We start from the raw sequence: 16,649 nt of genomic DNA on the forward strand, positions 1-16,649 counted from the left end.
TAGATGAAAGTATTGATTGTAGAAGATGATCAGAAAGTCCGCAAACATGTCAAGGCAGCATTGCAGGCTGAAGGTTATACTGTAGATGAATGCGAAGAGGGCGAAGAAGCTCAATGGCTACTTGAAAATTACAACTATGACTTGGCCATTCTTGACTTAATGTTGCCAGGCAAGGACGGAATAAGCATTGTCCGACAGATACGACGGCAAGGTTATTCTATTCCCGTTCTTTTTCTATCGGGTAGATCCGCAGTTTCTGATCGAGTTCATGGGTTGGATGCAGGCGGTGATGATTATCTAACCAAGCCCTTTTCCACTATAGAACTTTTAGCCCGAGTGCGTGCTCTTTTACGCAGGCGATCTCCGATTTCTCCAACAAAACTAAAATTTGAAGACCTGGAAATGGATCTCACACGAAGAACAGTTAGCCGTGCAGGACACCCTATAGAGTTAACCAACAGGGAGTTTGAGCTGCTCCGGCTTTTGCTCGAATCAGCTCCCAATCCTGTCAACAAAGCGATAATCACGGAGAAAATCTGGGATAGATGCTTTGATTCAGAAACCGCCCTTGTCAACGTCCATATTAACCATTTGCGCCAAAAAATACATTTAGCAGGACTACCTCCCCTTCTGCATACGGTTAGAGGGGTAGGGTTCATCCTCAAACGCCCAACCGACAAATGAACTATCTATTAAACTCATGCTAAGACGCTGGCATCTACTCACCGTTGTTTTTTCTTTTATTTTCCTCTTTCTCTCCGCCATTTTCCACTGGATAGCCACAGCTAAGGAAGCCCGTTTCCTGCAGTCCCGGGAACATCAAAGGGAGCTTGTTCGATGGGAAGCCTCTTATGCCCTCGTCATGGTCGTGAGTTTTGGATTGGCTAGCTATGGGCTTGCAAAACTGTTAAATAAACCGATTGTTCGACTCCGTTTGGATATCGAATCAATCGATCCTCATAACCCTTGGCAAAGAATTAAACCTGAAGGTTATCCTGAAGAATATTTATCTCTTATCCATGAAATCAACCAACTGCTCTCAAAGATTCAGAAAGTTGTTGAAGAATCCGATAAAGAAGCCGCACAGTTAGCTCATGAACTCAAAGTTCCTCTCACTCTTGCAAAAATCAGACTAGAAAAATCACTCGAAAAAATGGATCCAGAAATTGCCGAGGAGATCGACTCCGAACTCGAAAGGCTCAAGCAGCACATGGAAAGGGCAATACTGCTCAACAAGGCTGAAAAAGGCAATCTCACGATTTCCTGGGGAAAAATGGAACTTGGGAAAACTGCAGAAATCATTATCGAGGGATTTCGGTTGCTTTGTGAAACCGAACAAAGACATATCCATGTTGAAAGAGAAGAGGGGATTTTTATCGAAGCTGATTCTTCTTATCTTAAACAGATCCTTTACAACCTGATGGCTAATGCGATGAAACACGGCACCGGAGACATAACCGTGCGTATGAAAAAAAAGGGGAGTCTTGCAGCACAACTGCTCGTTTTTAATAAAATCAAACCCATAAGGGTAAAAACCGGCAGCCTGGGACTTGGCAAAAGAATAATCCAGGCTCTTGTTTCAGCACACGGGAATATGACCATCCGCTATAAACAGATGGGTTCTTTATATTGTGCTCGCCTTTCCATCTACCCCAGGACTTCAAAAGCCTAGATTTTGCAATCCTCTCTTTTTTTTTAGGCTAAGCTAATTTTTTACTTTCTTCTCGGCTAACTTTAAGAAAAATTAAACTATAGTTTTCGATAATTTAAAGTTTAGAGGTTTATTTTTTAAAAAGGGAACTAAAAGCTTTCCATCGTTATTAGGAAAGCAGAAGGATTTAGAGAAGGAGATGAGGATAAAAGTTATTCAAAGAAAGGGGGTGTAAAATGATCAAAGTGCTCAAGAATCAAGCTAAAGGCTACTTTACCTCTGAACCGCTTTTAACCCGAGATGATGAAAGAATTTTTCGACCGACAGAAGGGTTTTATCAAAAATACCTGAAGCCCATCCATATCTCTACTGAAACATGGGGATGGATATTATCAGTTCTTTTCCACGCACTTCTTCTTTTCGGTATAGGACTTTCCCTTCTGCCAAAGTCATCACTTCAAATGCCAGCCATACCTCCGGCTATGATCGAACTTGTCCCTTCAGTTGAACCTCAACAACCCCAACAAAAAATTGAACCCCAACAACAACCTACCATTCATCCTGATGACATGGTCAAAGCGATTGTTCAAAAACCCAAAGCTATACAAAAAAAACCGGCTCCTAAACCCCAACCTCCCGTTTCACAACGAGTAACGGCAATGGCCATGCCAGATTACCTAAGGAACCCTCCTCCTGTATATCCCGAGGAGGCAAGGAGAAAAGGAGAACAGGGGGTCGTTTACATCTGGGTAAAAATATCTCCTGCAGGGACTGTTTCTTCTCTAAGCGTCTATAGAAGTTCAGGTTTTGCTGATCTCGATGGTGCTGCTGTTGATGCGGTAAAAAGATGGAGATTTCATCCTGCTAAATCTGGAAATACACCTGTCGAATCCCAAGCGATAGTTCCTGTCCAGTTCCACCTCACAAAATAAATATTTATCCTACAAAGGGGGATACCTCCACCCCTTTGTAGGATAAAATTTAGATTTGATTTTGTTCAAAGAACTATGGGAATAAAGGATTGCATTCAGGAATAACTGAAGGCCCTTAATTTTTATAAGTTAAACCAAGGCAATGACCTAAGCATTTATGTTCTTGAGGAAAGAAAAATGTCTTTTTTTTTCTCTTTATCACCTCATTTTCTTATTTTTCTTTCCTATTAGCCTTCTTGCTCAAGTTTCAGCTAACTCCTCCATTTCAGCCCCACAACAACAGCCTCAAACAGAACAACCCCAAAACCCAGTACTTCCTTCAACCCAAAGTCCAGAAGAACCTCAAGTCAACCAAGAACTTCCCCAAGCTCCTTCTCAAGAAGAAACCCCACCTGGGGAAGCCCAACCTCAAGCCCCTTCAATACCTCCTTCTGAAACAGCTCCTGCCCCTCCTTCAGGACCTGCAACACAGCTCCCTCCCAATATTCCTCTTCTTTTGCCCATTAACGTAACAGCTCAAGAAGAGTTGCCCGAAGAAGAGAATGTTGTTTCCACCAACGAGGAAACGGGTGTGCTTGGACCAGCCATGAAAATCATTGATACACCAAGAACGATACAGGTGGTTACAAGACAGCAATTGAATACGATCAATGCTCAGACTGTGAATGACTTGGCTGCTTTTACTCCCGGAGTTAACCCCACCCAAATGACTGGTAGTCCTGTGGCTGAACCGATCATTCGAGGATTACCCGGAACTGTGTACCGCAATGGGATGCTCGTTGGATTTAGCCAATCTGCTCAATGGGGTCCTCTCATGAACATGATGGCTTATGACAACCTGGATGTGGTCACTGGACCTGTAAGCATTGTTTTTGGTCCCCAGGAATTGGCTGGGGGATTTGCAAATGAAGTCACCAAGCAACCCTTTTTTGACAAGTTCCGGGGTAGTGCCAGTTATACCACCGGCATGTATTCAACCAACATGTGGAATATTGACCTGGGAGGCCCAGTCATAAAAGATAAGTTGGCCTACCGGTTCGATTATTTTGGCCAGGACGGCTATGCTCCTTATAATTACTACGATGGAGCTTATCTTCAAAGACAATGTTTCTATCTCGATGTTGGAGCAAAACCTTATGAAAATTTAACAATCGATTTTAACACTGAACTGGATATCAATCATTTGAATACGGTTGCCGGGCTTAATAGACCAACCTCCTCATTGATTAACGATGGCTTATACCAGACAGGCAGCTGGGTTGGTTGGTTTGGCCCTCCTGGGGTGTTTCATCCGGGCGTAGGCACTGCTCCTCCAGGTGCTGGATATGCAGTGGACTGGGGGCCTCTGGTTCCAATAAGTAGAAGGACTAATTTATTTGCCAATCCAGAAAATTCAACCAACCAAGCCTATTATGTAGCACAAGCCGTCGAAAATTTGAAAATCACCGATAATCTTTCAGTTGTTAATAATTCCCTCTTTGAGTATTTCAGTACTACGATTAACCAGGCTATACCTTCTACATTTTGGGCCATTCTACCTTCAGGCTATGATTTTGATGACAGGCTAGAGCTTCGCTCTTTTTTTGATACCTTGCCCTCTTCTCAGAAAAAAGATAGTTCAATAAATATTGATCAATCTACACATACAGAACAGTCGGCTAAAGACCATCCTCTTCTCATGCACCATATCATAGATGCAGGTCTGGAGTTCAGGTATTTCAGTGATACCGAATATTCGGGAGTCTGGCATAGTCCCATAAATATCTGGAACTTGACACAACCCCTTGGGTATAACGATTTTTCTCCCTTGGTTTCTTTCGCACAGGCCACATCCCCCATTTTTGCAAACCCCTATCTGACAGATATTCCTGTGCCGGGACATCCCGGGAAATTTTTCAATGTCTTTAATTATCTGTCCACATCCAATACGTTTTATGAACTTTCGCCATTTTATCAACACCAGATCAATTTTACGGATCAATGGAGTTTAATGCTAGCGGGAAGAATGAATGCTTATTTTGTAGAGGCTTCTCCACCAGCTGGTACTCCTGCTATTCTTTCCGAAGTAGCTCCATCCTTCGGACTGCCCCCATACACCTCGACTTCCATGAACATTGTCCAGCCTGAAGTCACTATCAGTCCAAGCTATAAGCCTTTTCCTTGGATGACCAGTTATTTCACTTTTTTCTATGGACAAACCACTTTGCTTTCTCAATTTGGCAGTTTTGCTCCTGAATTTCCTTCGGCCTACTATCATCAGAATAATTTTCTCTATGAAGTAGGTACCAAGTTCAGCCTTCTTCACGACAAACTTTTTCTAGGGGTTTCTGGCTATTATCAAACAGGCTTTATTCCTGCCCAAGTCATTCCCGGTGGTCCCATAGCAACTTCTCAAGTTGCCATCAAAGGAGCCCAGCTTGTAGGCAACTACCAGCCAAACAAAAATTTCTGGCTTAATTTCGGCTATGCGTTTATCGAAGGAGAAGAGTTATGGCAGGGCCTTCCCATAGGTCCTCTTGCCTCTCAGCCTTATTCATCAACGGTGGCCAAGCTATATGGTTTACCCGTAGATCCTCTTGTTAACGAAGCGCCACTAAATTATCCATTTATTGGATTCCCTCATAACTATGGGAATCTTATGGCTACATACAAATTTGATAATGGTTTAGGCATCTCTCTTTGGGCTCTAGCAGAAAGCGGTAATTTTATCTTTTATACTTATTCGACCCGGATTCCAGCATGGTACACCCTGAATGCCAGAATTTTCTATACGGCAAAAAGATGGGAAGCAAGCCTTTATCTTTATAACTTTACCGATGAACACTACTGGCTTCCTGGCGCTCCTGGTTTTAGTGCAGCTCGATTCATGAACTATGATTATATCGTTCCACAGCTCCCATTCTGGGTACAAGGCACATTATCTATTTTTTTCTAGCATAGGGATGGCTATTCGCTGTTCGAACATCCTGATGCTCAGCCTAATTCATTCACAAAATAAAAAACAAATATTAACCCCTTTTTATATTATTAGCCCTATCTGTTAGCCGCTTGTTTTATTACTGTAGGGTTGGCCAAATGACTTATCCACTAAATAGGATAACCACTTTATTAAGCCTTAGCCTTTTTTTCTTTTTTATTCCTTGTTATGGGCTCTATATAGCCCAAATTCATGCCCAGTCTTTGTCTCCCGAACAACAGGATAAAGAGGACAAAAACTCTTCTCTTTCCACTCCCTATCCAGAAACCCAACCATCTTTTGAAAAGCCACCTTCAGAAGAGCCGCCTCTGTTACCCCCAAGTTCGGAACCCGCTTTAACTACCCCAGCTCAAGCTGGAAGTGAAATTCCTTCTTCTGTTCCAGTGCTTGCACCGGTTACCGTAACCACCCAAGAAGAGTTGCCTGAAGAGGAGAATGTTGTGCAATCAAACATGGAAGCCAACGTTCTCGGTTCTCCGATGAAGGTGATCGACATTCCCCGTACGGTCCAGGTCCTAACAAGACAAGAACTGAACACGATTAATGCCCAAACCGTCAACGATCTTGCCGCTTTTACTCCAGGAGTCAATCCCTCGCAACAAACAGGTAGTCCCATGGGCGAACCTATCATCAGGGGGTTACCGGGAACAGTTTTTCGTAACGGCATGCTTGTTGGATTCAGCCAGTCGGGTCAATATGGGCCACTGATGAACATGATGGCTTATGACAACATGGATGTGGTTACGGGGCCCGTAAGCATTGTCTTTGGTCCCCAGGAACTGGCTGGAGGGTTCATCAACGAGGTTACCAAACAGCCCTACTTTGACAAATTCCGTGGAAACGCAAGCTATACTCTTGGCATGTACAATACAAACTTTTGGAATCTCGACATTGGTGGACCTCTGGTTAATGACAAAGTCGCTTACCGTTTTGACTACTTCGGCCAAGATGGTTTTGCTCCCTATAACTACTACGATGGAGCTTATCTCCAAAGACAATGTTTCTATTTAGACATCGGAGCCAAGCCCTATGAAAATCTCACGATTGATTTCAATACTGAACTGGATATCAATCATTTTAACACTGTTGCGGGCCTCAACCGGCCCACCTCCGCTTTGATCAACGATGGGTTGTATCAATCAGGCAACCTCGCTGGTTGGTATGGTCCTCCCGGGGTTTTTCACCCTGGATTGGGTACAGCTCCTCCGGGTGCTGGCTACGCGGTTTCTTGGGGACCTCTCTTACCTATCAACCCCAGGACCAATATCTTCGAAAATCCTGAAGATGATGACCAGCAAGCCTATTATGTTGCTCAATGTGTAACGACTTTAAAAATAAACGATGAAACAAGTCTGATTAACAACAGCCTTTTTGAATATTACTCAGCTCTCATAGATCAGGCTATTCCGTCAGATTTTTGGGGATTTCTGCCCTCAGGTTACGATTTTGATGATCGGCTAGAAGTTCGTAGCAGCTTTGAAACTCCTCTCCACAGCAAAAATGATAAAGACCCTGAACAACCTTTCTCATTGCACCACTTGATTGATACAGGACTAGAATTTCGTTATTTCTCAGATACTGAATACGCCGGGGTGTGGCACGAGCCTGTTAACATTTGGAATCTGGTCCAACCTTTGGGTAATAATCGGTTCTCTCCTCTTGTTAGCTTTGCTCAGGCTACTTCTCCTCTTTTTGCCAATCCTTACCTGACCGACATTCCTATTCCAGGCTTTCCCGGAGGTTTCTACAACGTGTTCAACTATTTGTCCACCTCCGATACATTCTATGAACTCTCACCCTTTTACCAGCACCAGATCGATTTTATGGATAAATGGTCTTTAATGGTTGCGGGCAGAATGAATGGTTACTTCATCCAAGCTTCTCCTCCTCCAGGTACTCCTGCTATCCTTTCGGCTGTAGCACCTACTTTTGGGTTGCCATCCTACAGCTCCACTTCTATGAATGTCGTTCAGCCCGAAATCACTATCAGCCCTAGCTACAAGCCCTTTGCCTGGATGACAAGCTACTTCAGCTTTTTCTACGGTCAAACAACCCTTCTTTCCCAATTCGGTAGTTTTGCTCCCGAATTCCCTTCCAGTTATTACCATCAAAACAACTTTCTGTACGAAGTAGGGACAAAATTTAACCTTTTACACAATAAGCTATTCTTAGGCCTGTCCGGTTACTACCAAAGCGGATTCATCCCTTCCCAGGTTATCCCTGGTGGTCCTGTAGCGACAACCGAAGTCGCTATCAAGGGAGCCCAGCTCATGGGCAACTACCAACCAAATAAAAATTTCTGGCTTAATTTCGGCTACAGTTTCATCGTCGGCCAGGAACTCTGGCAAGGATTACCCCAAGGACCTCTTGCTTTACAACCCTATTCTTCAACCGTAGCCAAACAATTTGGGCTTCCCGTAGACCCCCTAGTCAACGAAGCTCCACTCAACTACCCCTTTATTGGCTTTCCCACTAACTATGGCAACCTCATGGCTACCTACAAGTTCAACAATGGCTTGGGAATTTCCCTATGGGCATTAGCTGAAAGTGGTAATTTTATCTTCTATACCTATTCCACAAGAATCCCCTCTTGGTATACCCTTAATGCTCGAATTTTCTATAGCTCAAAAAGGTGGGAAGCTAGCCTTTATCTCTATAACTTTACCAATGAACATTATTGGTTTGCGGGTGCACCTGGTTTCAGCGCAGCAAGGAATTTTAATTACGATTACATCGTACCCCAGCTGCCTTTCTGGGTTCAGGGAACGCTCTCCATTCTATTCTAGGCTACTCAAACAAAAGTTTAGGGACTTAGCTTTCCAAAACATAAGAAAATATAAGGGGAGCAACAATGGTAGCATCCGACTCAATCATGAACTTGTGGGTATCTTTACTTAACTTTCCCCAAGTGATTTTTTCGTTTGGAGTAGCCCCGCTATAGGAACCATAACTTGTTGTCGCATCGCTAATCTGGCAGAAATATCCCCATAAGGGAACATTTTCTTGTTTCATATCTTGGTGCAGCATAGGCACAACGCAGATGGGGAAGTCCCCAGAAATTCCCCCTCCAATCTGAAATAAGCCAAGAGAATGATTTTTTGTTGTTTCTAGGTAATATTGGGCAAGAGCCATCATGTACTCAATCCCCGTCTTCACTGTTAAAGGATCTTTGATTTCTCCAAGAAGACAATGAGCAGCATACATGTTTCCTAGAGTTGAGTCTTCCCATCCGGGGACTACCATAAAAATCTTCTTTTCCAAGGCGGCTAAAACCCAGCTATCCTTGGGATCTATCTGATAATAAGGTTCAAGTTTAGCCGATTGAATGACTTTCCAAATAAATTCATGGGGGAAAAACCGCTCCTTCTTTCTGTCCGCTTCCATCCATTCCTTAAGGATAGCCCGTTCGATCCTTCGCATCGCTTCCTCTTCGGGAATACACGTATCGGTAACACGATTCAGGTGACTTTTATAAAGAGCTATTTCATCGTCCGCGGACAGTTCCCTGTAGTGGGGGACCCTTTTATAGTAGTTATGGGCAACAAGGTTGAAAATATCCTCTTCTAAATTAGCCCCTGTGCAAGATATGGCATGAACCTTGTCTTGCCGGATCATTTCAGCCAAGGAAACTCCCAGTTCGGCTGTACTCATGGCTCCACCCAAGGCTATCATCATCTTTCCGCCAGACTCCAAGTGTTTCACGTAGCTTTGAGCCGCATCTTTTAATGTAGCGGCATTGAAATGCCTGAAGTGATGATCTATAAACTGTTTTATCGGCTGGGATTTCATTTTTCTCACCTCATCCACAAAAGAAAAAAATTCCGTGTCATCATTTAAAATGGAGATTTTTAATTTTAATGAATAAAATTTTATCTTAAAACCAAAAATATAATCTAAAATCAACTCCTTTCTATAGATCTAAAACCAAATGTTATAGTCTTGGTTTAGATCACAATAGGATAAACAACAAGAACATGAGAAAATTGAAAGTACAACCAGGATATGTTATCAGTCCAAGACAGAGATTAAGGAAGGCTTAAAAGCTAAAATTTATGCCATGAATACTCCGTGGATCGGACAAGCGGTGACATCCCAGAGCAAATCTAATTTAGCTCTTTCTTTCTTTTGTTTACCAAGAGAACAGAAATGGGCCATGACTGTATTCTATGCATTTTGCCGGGTCATCGATGATATTGCTGATTCTACCGAACTAAGCCTTCTTGAAAAAAAAGAGGGGATTGTTTTTTGGAAAAAAGAAATAGAGCGGATTTATGTTTCGGTGCCTTCTTCTCCTCTTGGCAAAGAACTCAGAGAAGTGGTCCTCAAGTGGAAACTACCTCAAGAAATTCTCCAAGATATCATTCTTGGAGTGGAAATGGACATAACCAAGAGCCGGTATAAAACCTTTGAAGAACTTTCTTTGTACTGCTATCGTGTAGCGGGAGCCGTAGGATTAATTAGCATTGAAATTTTTGGCTGCCGCCATTCTTGTAGTAAAGAGTATGCCCTTGCCTTGGGAACCGCTTTCCAGCTGACGAATATTCTAAGAGATGTTTCTAAAGATTCTTCGTATGGCAGAATCTATTTTCCATTAGATGAACTTGACGAGCACGGTATCAGCGAACAGGAACTGCTTACACAAAAATGGAGCCCAAAAATACGCGAGTTTTTTAGATTCCAATACCTAAGGGCTAAACATTATTTTGCCAAATCATCGAAATTAATTCATCCTTCGGACCGGCCGAAATTACTCGCTGCCGAAATCATGAGTTCTGTCTACAGAGCTATTCTTGAAAAAATCCGCACAAAACAGTTCAACGTCTTTCACCATTCTATCCGTTTAACCAAGTTACAAAAACTGGTCTCAATCCTTGGGGTCCTTGGCAAGAACTTCTGGGGACCGAAAAACCCCACTGCTTTCGTTCCACCCAAAAAAATAGTTATTCTTGGAGGTGGATTTGCTGGGCTTTCTGCCGCATTCGAACTCAATAGCCGAGGGCATGACGTAGTAGTGCTTGAAGCAAAGTCAATGCTGGGAGGAAGAGCCGGAAGCTTTAAAGTTCCTCAAGTTGGAGAAACTATCGATACGGGTCAACACGTGATGATGGGCTGCTACGATCATACCCTTGAACTGGTAGAAAAATTGGGTATTGGTTCAAAACTGTTCTGGATTGACCCTATAAAAATTGTTTTTTTAAGCCATAACGGCAGCTCTGTTCTTTCGGCTGGTCAGCTTCCTGCTCCTTTCCATTTGCTAGTTGGCCTTTTAAACTATAAATCCCTAAGTGTTGCAGATTGGATTAAGGCCTTTTCTTTCCTTTTTTCTATTTTTATCGCCGACAAGCCTTTTGAAAAAGAAACCGCTGATCAATGGTTGAAAAGAAAACATCAAAGTTCTTCGCTGATCCGCTCGTTATGGGAACCTCTCTGCATTGCAGCCCTCAATTTGCCTCTAAATGAATCCTCGGCACTTCTCTTTTACAGGGTAGTAAGAAAAACGCTTTTAGGTAAAAGAAAAGACCTAAGCCTTATTCTTTGTAGAATCGGACTTGGAGAACTTTTCACTAAAGAATGTGAACGACTACTGAAAATGTGTGGAAGCAGGATTCTTTTTAAAAGCTCCGTTTGCTCTTTGGAATTTGAAAACAACTATCTTAAAGCTGTAAAGACAACAGATGGGAAAACTTATAGTGCAGACTGCTTTATTAGTGCTCTTCCTTGGCATACTTTAGGCAGCTTGCTGCCCGAGGAGTCTTTGTTGAAAAAAAAATGCCAGTCTATTAAGCAATCTCCCATTTTGAGTCTCTATTTTTGGGTGGATCGACCCTTGACTAATGAACCCATTCTCGGTTTCTTGGACTCCCCTGTACAATGGCTTTTTTCAAGAAACCTGTTCATGGATAGCTCAATTTTATCCTTTCCTCTTTATTCCTACGTTGCTGTCATTAGTGCTCCACCCAAAGATATCCTGGCCATGTCCTCCAAGGAAATAGAAAAGATGGTTTGGAGAGAAGTCAATCAGCTCATTCCTGGCTCCAAAGAAGCACGGTTTTGCCAAAGCTTTCTTTTTAAGGCAATGGGAGCGACTCCAAAGTTTGATCCTGAATCTTTAAAACACAGATCCAGTCCTACGACTTCATGGAATAACTTTTTCTTGGCTGGTGACTGGACCGATACAGGATTGCCCGCTACAATAGAAGGAGCTATTCTCAGCGGTAAAACCGCTGCACAGTATGCTGATGCTTTCCCTCTAATTGCTCAATCCCCACCACTGCTGGTGGAAGAAAAGGCTACCTAAGCCTACGCCGCAGTGCTCCACCTATAATCGCGCGGCGATTTAGGTGGTGGTGAAGCGGTGCTATCGTCCGTCAGGGCGGTCAGTCCGGCGTGTTTTGTCCCTCGATGTATTGTTTTAGGACTGCAAGCGGGGCGCCACCCACGGTGATGATGCAATAGCTGCGGCTCCAGAAGAGAGACTTTTGCCAATAGAACTTCCGCAGGTGCTCGGAGAACTCCTTGCGGATCAGCCTGGAAGTGACGGTCTTGAGGTTGTTGACAAGAACCAAATGGTATTAAAGTTTGAAACACAGTGCTATAGTTGCTTCAATGGTTGTTTTTCCATAACAACCTAATATCATTCAAGCCATGGTGCATCGTAAAGTTACCTATCGATTGTATCCCACCCTGCGCCAGATCGAGGCGCTGGAGTGGTTGCGCTGGGTGCATTGCCTGCTGTGGAACAGGGCGATGGATGAACGCCGCAGGGCCTGGATTCAGCAGCAAAAATCCCTGTCTTTCTTCGATCAGTGCAAAGCATTGACCGACTGGCGGGTCCAATCGCCCTTGCTTCGGTCGGTCAACGCCCAATCCGAACAGCTGACGTTAAAGCGCCTGGATCTAGCCTTCCGGCACTTCTTCGGCCGGGTGAAGAACGGTGAGAAGCCGGGGTTTCCCCGCTTCAAGCCGCTGCATCGTTTCAAAGGATGGGGTTACAAGACCCACGGAGATGGCTAGCGCTTGCTTTCTGGTCCTGGGATGAAACACGGCAAGTTGCGCCTCTCTGGCGTTGGCGAGCTGCGCATCCGAGGCAAGGCCCGGAGGGTTGACGCACCCAAAACCTGCGAGATTCTGCACCGCCGCGGCACATGGTACGCCTCGGTTACGGTGGAGTGCGAGCCCGAGAGATTACATGGGGAACGGATCGGTGGCCTGGATTGGGGTGTGGAAACGTTCGCCACACTGGCCACGCCGGAAGGGGTGGAGCGGATCGAAAATCCCCGGCATTTGCAGCGCTCTACTCACGCCATACCATCAGGTTGGCGGGAGTAGTTCATTTTGGAAAATGCTCCTTGATCAATCTTATAGAATTATAAATGCCAGTATTTCGAGAAAATGGGGATGATCAAGATTGCCAATACATTAACGACCTTGATCATTGGGTTGATGGCAGGTCCTGCAGTATCTTTATAAGGGTCTCCAACAGTATCTCCCGTTACAGCCGCTGCGTGAGCTTCTGAGCCTTTCCCTCCAAAATTGCCCTCTTCAATCCATTTTTTTGCATTATCCCAAGCCGCTCCTCCAGAAGTCATGGAAATAGCAACAAAAAGACCAGTAACAATAGTTCCTATAAGTGCACCTCCCAACACAACCGGACCAAGTCCAGGAATTAATGCTATCCCTAGAACCGAGAGCAGAGGCAAGATCGCCGGGAATATCATCTCTTTTAATGCCGCTTTTGTAACGATATCTACACACCGACCGTATTGGGGCCTGTCTATACCCTTTAATATTCCAGGTATTTCTCTAATCTGACGACGCACTTCTTGAACAACACTTCCTGCCGCTTTTCCCACAGCCGACATGCTCCTAGCTGCAAAAAGATAGGGAAGCAGTCCTCCAATAAATAGACCTATGATCACTCTGGGATCCTGCAAATTGAACTGGAGTTGTTGGGCTATACTTGAAGAACTATAATGCTTGAGCTCTTCTACATAAGAGCCAAAAAGCACCAAGGCCGCTAAACCAGCAGAACCAATAGCATAACCCTTTGTTACCGCCTTCATCGTATTCCCAACGGCATCCAACTCATCCGTTATCTGTCTGACCGACTTGGGCAGTTGACTCATCTCTACTATTCCACCCGCGTTGTCCGTAATCGGGCCAAAAGCATCTAGGGAAATCACAATCCCCGCCATACTCAGCATGCATCGGACAGCTATTGCAACCCCGTATAATCCTCCAAGCCAATAGGTAAGCATAACCGCTGCTCCAATAAGCAGCACAGGGATAGCCGTTGCTTCCATGCCCATGGCTAATCCGGCGATAATATTTGTCGCATGACCCGTTTGAGAAGCATTAGCAATAAGCCGCACTGGCCTTCTCGTCGTGGCTGTATAGTAATCGGTTATAAGGAAGATGGCAGCAGTCATCAATACGCCGATTACCGAACAGGCAAAAATATTAAACCAATGGGAAGAGAAAAGGAAAATAGAAAGGGGCAAAAAGAGAATAGAAGAGACAAGGCCATTGACCATCACTCCATTTAAAAGAGCTTTCCCAGGAGAGGCTTTCGAAACGCCCACATAGAAAATCCCAGAGATTGCTCCCAAAATAGTGACCATACCCACTAGAAAAGGATAAGCCATCGCAGCAGGATCTGCCCCCAATCCAATAACAGCAACAAGAACAGCACCAATGAGACTGACCACATAAGTTTCAAAGACATCCGCTGCCATTCCCGCACAGTCTCCCACATTATCTCCAACATTATCCGCTATGGTCGCAGGATTTCGAGGGTCATCCTCGTTAAGGTTTTGTTCAATCTTTCCTGTTAAATCCGCCCCCACATCGGCCGCTTTAGTATAAATACCTCCACCAAGACGAGCAAAAACACTGATCAGACTTGCCCCAAGGGCTAAGCCAACAAGGGAAGCAGATGTCTCTGTTACACCCTGGTAATGAACTGAAAGACCATAAAACAAGCCAACAGAGAAAAGGGCTAAGCCCACGACAAGCAAGCCTGTCACAGCGCCACCAAGAAAAGATACATGCAAAGCTTTTTCTTTGCTTTGAGTTGCAGCCTGGGCCGTTCTAACATTGGCCTGAACAGCTACGCGCATGCCTATCAAACCAGCTAAATAAGAACAAACAGAGCCCAATAAAAATCCTGCAGCTGTCCACCAGTTTTTAAAAAATCCGATTAGAATAAAGAGGGCAGCAGCTATTCCCAGGATAGTTATAAGTTGTCTGTTAAGGTAGGCTTTTGCTCCCTCTTCGATTGCCCCAGCAATCATTTTCATCCTTTCGTTCCCACTATCTAGTGATCGAATACGTAAAGCGAGCATAATCGCTACAACAATTCCAAGAAGACTAAAGCTTATCGAAATTCCAATTGCGTTATGGATAAACAATGTTTGCATAATCTGGCGGGAAATTGTAGTTAAAGAGGTTGATGAATCAAGTTCAATCAGTGATTTAACGATTCCTAGTTTTTAATTTCATTCATGATCTTCATAGATTGACCTAAAAAGTTAATTATGGTGGGCAGTGAGGGAATCGAACCCCCGACCCTCTCGGTGTAAACGAGATGCTCTACCGCCTGAGCTAACTGCCCTTTTCAAGATAATACAGCTCCCACTAACTTGATTACCGGTTCAGCATAAAATCCAAGTAAAATAGATCCAATACTCAAAATCCATAACAAAACTTTGGTTGCAGGGCTCAAATCTATCCGTTGCACATTTTCGGGTTCTGTCCAAAACATGGCACGAACAACACCAATATAATAGTATAAGCCCGCAGCAGCGCAAATTGCGCCCACAATGACCAGCAAATGCTGTCCACTTTCCCAAGCGGCCAGGAAAACCATTAATTTACCGAAAAATCCCATCAAAGGAGGAAGGCCCGCAAGAGAGATCATCGCAAAAGCCATGGACCAGGCCATCAGGGAATTTTTCTGATAGAGACCATTGAAATCCTTGATTGAGACTCCACTGGGTTGATTTTTTTCCAACAGAACGATCACCAAAAAAGCGGCAAAAATGGCAACCAGATAGGCAAAGAAGTAATAAATGACGGCCGCACAACCTATCTTGTTGTGAGCGGAAAGCCCCATGAGTAAAAACCCTCCATGACTTATGCTCGAATAACCAAGCATTCTTTTTATATTTCTCTGGGGAATGGCCGCCAGGTTACCAAAAACAACGGACAAAAGAGCCATAAGAACAATTAAAGGAATCCAATGCTTTTGAAAGCCGGGATCATAAAAAGGAAGGTTTAAAATTCTTAGAAGGACAACAAATCCAGCGGCTTTAGAGCCTACGGCCAAAAAAGTAGTAATGGGTGTTGAAGCTCCCTGGTAAACATCCGGAGTCCAGACATGAAAAGGGACAGCTGAAGCTTTAAATCCCAGCCCTACAAGTATAAATACAAGACCAAGAATCAATGGAGCATTAACAGGACTTTTTTGCGCAAACCGGGCAACTTCATCAAATTGGGTTGAGCCAGTTATACCAAAAACAAAAGCTATACCCATAACCAGAAAAGAAGATGCCAATGCTCCAATAATCAAGTACTTCATTCCGGCTTCAAGGGCTGAAGGAAACTCCCTCTGAAAAGCCACGAAGACATAGAAAGAAACGGTAACAATTTCTAGCCCAACAAAAAGAAGAATGAAATCTCTGACCGAAGCTAACAAAGCCATTCCTGCTGTGGTCAGCAAGGGCAAAATATAAAATTCAGCCCTTGCTTTAGGTATAAGGCTGTCACTTTCCAAACTGATGTAGGAGACCAAAAAACCCGTAATCAAAAAAAACACTTTCCAAAGAACGGCCATCTTATCCCATACATAAAGGCCATTGTAGAAAATGCCTTGATTCTCAACAAAGGGAAGCAACAAAACCCCCGCTGCAAGATAATCTGCAAGGACAAGAACACCGACGCTTTTGTAATTCAATTTTGCGAAAGCCTGCCATAAAAGAAGAACTAAAGCTGAGGCAGTGAGAAAGAATTCAGGACTGCATAATATAAAAAAGGTATTCATTGTAAGATTAGCCGTTATAAATAGGATTATTTAAGAAAATCTCTTCTT

General features: G+C 43.8%; 11 protein-coding genes, 1 tRNA gene and 1 pseudogene. 8 read left to right on the forward strand and 5 right to left on the reverse strand.

Going from position 1 to position 16,649, the window contains the following annotated elements:
* Window positions 1–3 precede the first annotated feature (3 nt).
* From IT6_RS05475 to IT6_RS05495, 5 genes are all read left to right on the forward strand, one after another.
* A complete protein-coding gene (locus IT6_RS05475) occupies window positions 4–684 on the forward strand; it encodes a response regulator transcription factor (RefSeq protein WP_206825457.1) in 681 nt (226 codons plus the stop codon).
* A 16-nt stretch (window positions 685–700) separates the two neighbouring features.
* Window positions 701–1,672 (forward strand): sensor histidine kinase, encoded by a 972-nt coding sequence (locus tag IT6_RS05480; protein WP_134439930.1) that lies wholly within the window; start codon window positions 701–703, stop codon window positions 1,670–1,672.
* Window positions 1,673–1,887: 215 nt separating this feature from the next.
* Window positions 1,888–2,583 (forward strand): energy transducer TonB, encoded by a 696-nt coding sequence (locus tag IT6_RS05485; RefSeq protein ID WP_206825459.1) that lies wholly within the window; start codon window positions 1,888–1,890, stop codon window positions 2,581–2,583.
* Between the two features lie 157 nt (window positions 2,584–2,740).
* A complete protein-coding gene (locus IT6_RS05490; RefSeq protein WP_206825461.1) occupies window positions 2,741–5,518 on the forward strand; it encodes a TonB-dependent receptor in 2,778 nt (925 codons plus the stop codon).
* A 140-nt stretch (window positions 5,519–5,658) separates the two neighbouring features.
* Window positions 5,659–8,346 carry a TonB-dependent receptor gene (locus IT6_RS05495; RefSeq protein ID WP_206825463.1) on the forward strand — a complete coding sequence of 896 codons (2,688 nt, stop codon included), beginning with the start codon at window positions 5,659–5,661 and terminating at the stop codon, window positions 8,344–8,346.
* 25 nt (window positions 8,347–8,371) lie between these two features.
* Here the strand turns inward: IT6_RS05495 and IT6_RS05500 are convergent, their stop codons facing one another.
* The gene (locus tag IT6_RS05500) at window positions 8,372–9,349 is read right to left on the reverse strand and encodes a deoxyhypusine synthase family protein (protein WP_134439922.1); all 978 of its coding nucleotides are present in this window, start codon (window positions 9,347–9,349) and stop codon (window positions 8,372–8,374) included.
* A gap of 268 nt (window positions 9,350–9,617) precedes the next feature.
* On the opposite strand from IT6_RS05500, the gene hpnE reads away from it, so the two are divergent.
* Window positions 9,618–11,858, forward strand: coding sequence for a hydroxysqualene dehydroxylase HpnE (gene hpnE, locus IT6_RS05505; protein WP_206825465.1), 2,241 nt, complete (start codon window positions 9,618–9,620; stop codon window positions 11,856–11,858).
* A 79-nt stretch (window positions 11,859–11,937) separates the two neighbouring features.
* Here hpnE and IT6_RS10650 read toward each other — a convergent pair.
* Window positions 11,938–12,120: pseudogene (locus IT6_RS10650) on the reverse strand (transposase); the annotation flags it as partial.
* 85 nt (window positions 12,121–12,205) lie between these two features.
* Between IT6_RS10650 and IT6_RS05515 the strand changes: the two are divergent.
* Both IT6_RS05515 and IT6_RS05520 read left to right on the forward strand, forming a co-directional pair.
* On the forward strand, window positions 12,206–12,574 hold the full coding sequence (locus tag IT6_RS05515; RefSeq protein WP_206825468.1) for an RNA-guided endonuclease InsQ/TnpB family protein: 369 nt from the start codon (window positions 12,206–12,208) through the stop codon (window positions 12,572–12,574).
* 131 nt (window positions 12,575–12,705) lie between these two features.
* Window positions 12,706–12,933, forward strand: coding sequence for a hypothetical protein (locus IT6_RS05520; RefSeq protein ID WP_206825469.1), 228 nt, complete (start codon window positions 12,706–12,708; stop codon window positions 12,931–12,933).
* On the opposite strand, the gene IT6_RS05525 is transcribed toward IT6_RS05520, so the two are convergent.
* The 3 genes from IT6_RS05525 to IT6_RS05535 form a co-directional block, all read right to left on the reverse strand.
* Window positions 12,928–14,970, reverse strand: a complete 2,043-nt coding sequence (locus tag IT6_RS05525) for a sodium-translocating pyrophosphatase (protein ID WP_390881588.1) — start codon at window positions 14,968–14,970, stop codon at window positions 12,928–12,930. The genes IT6_RS05520 and IT6_RS05525 overlap by 6 nt on opposite strands.
* Window positions 14,971–15,097: 127 nt before the next feature.
* Window positions 15,098–15,173 (reverse strand) — tRNA-Val (locus IT6_RS05530).
* Window positions 15,174–15,176: 3 nt separating this feature from the next.
* Window positions 15,177–16,601: an NADH-quinone oxidoreductase subunit N gene (locus IT6_RS05535; protein WP_206825470.1), complete on the reverse strand. Its 1,425-nt coding sequence runs from the start codon at window positions 16,599–16,601 to the stop codon at window positions 15,177–15,179.
* Window positions 16,602–16,649: the final 48 nt, after the last annotated feature.

Source organism: Methylacidiphilum caldifontis (assembly GCF_017310505.1).
Lineage (GTDB): Bacteria > Verrucomicrobiota > Verrucomicrobiia > Methylacidiphilales > Methylacidiphilaceae > Methylacidiphilum > Methylacidiphilum caldifontis.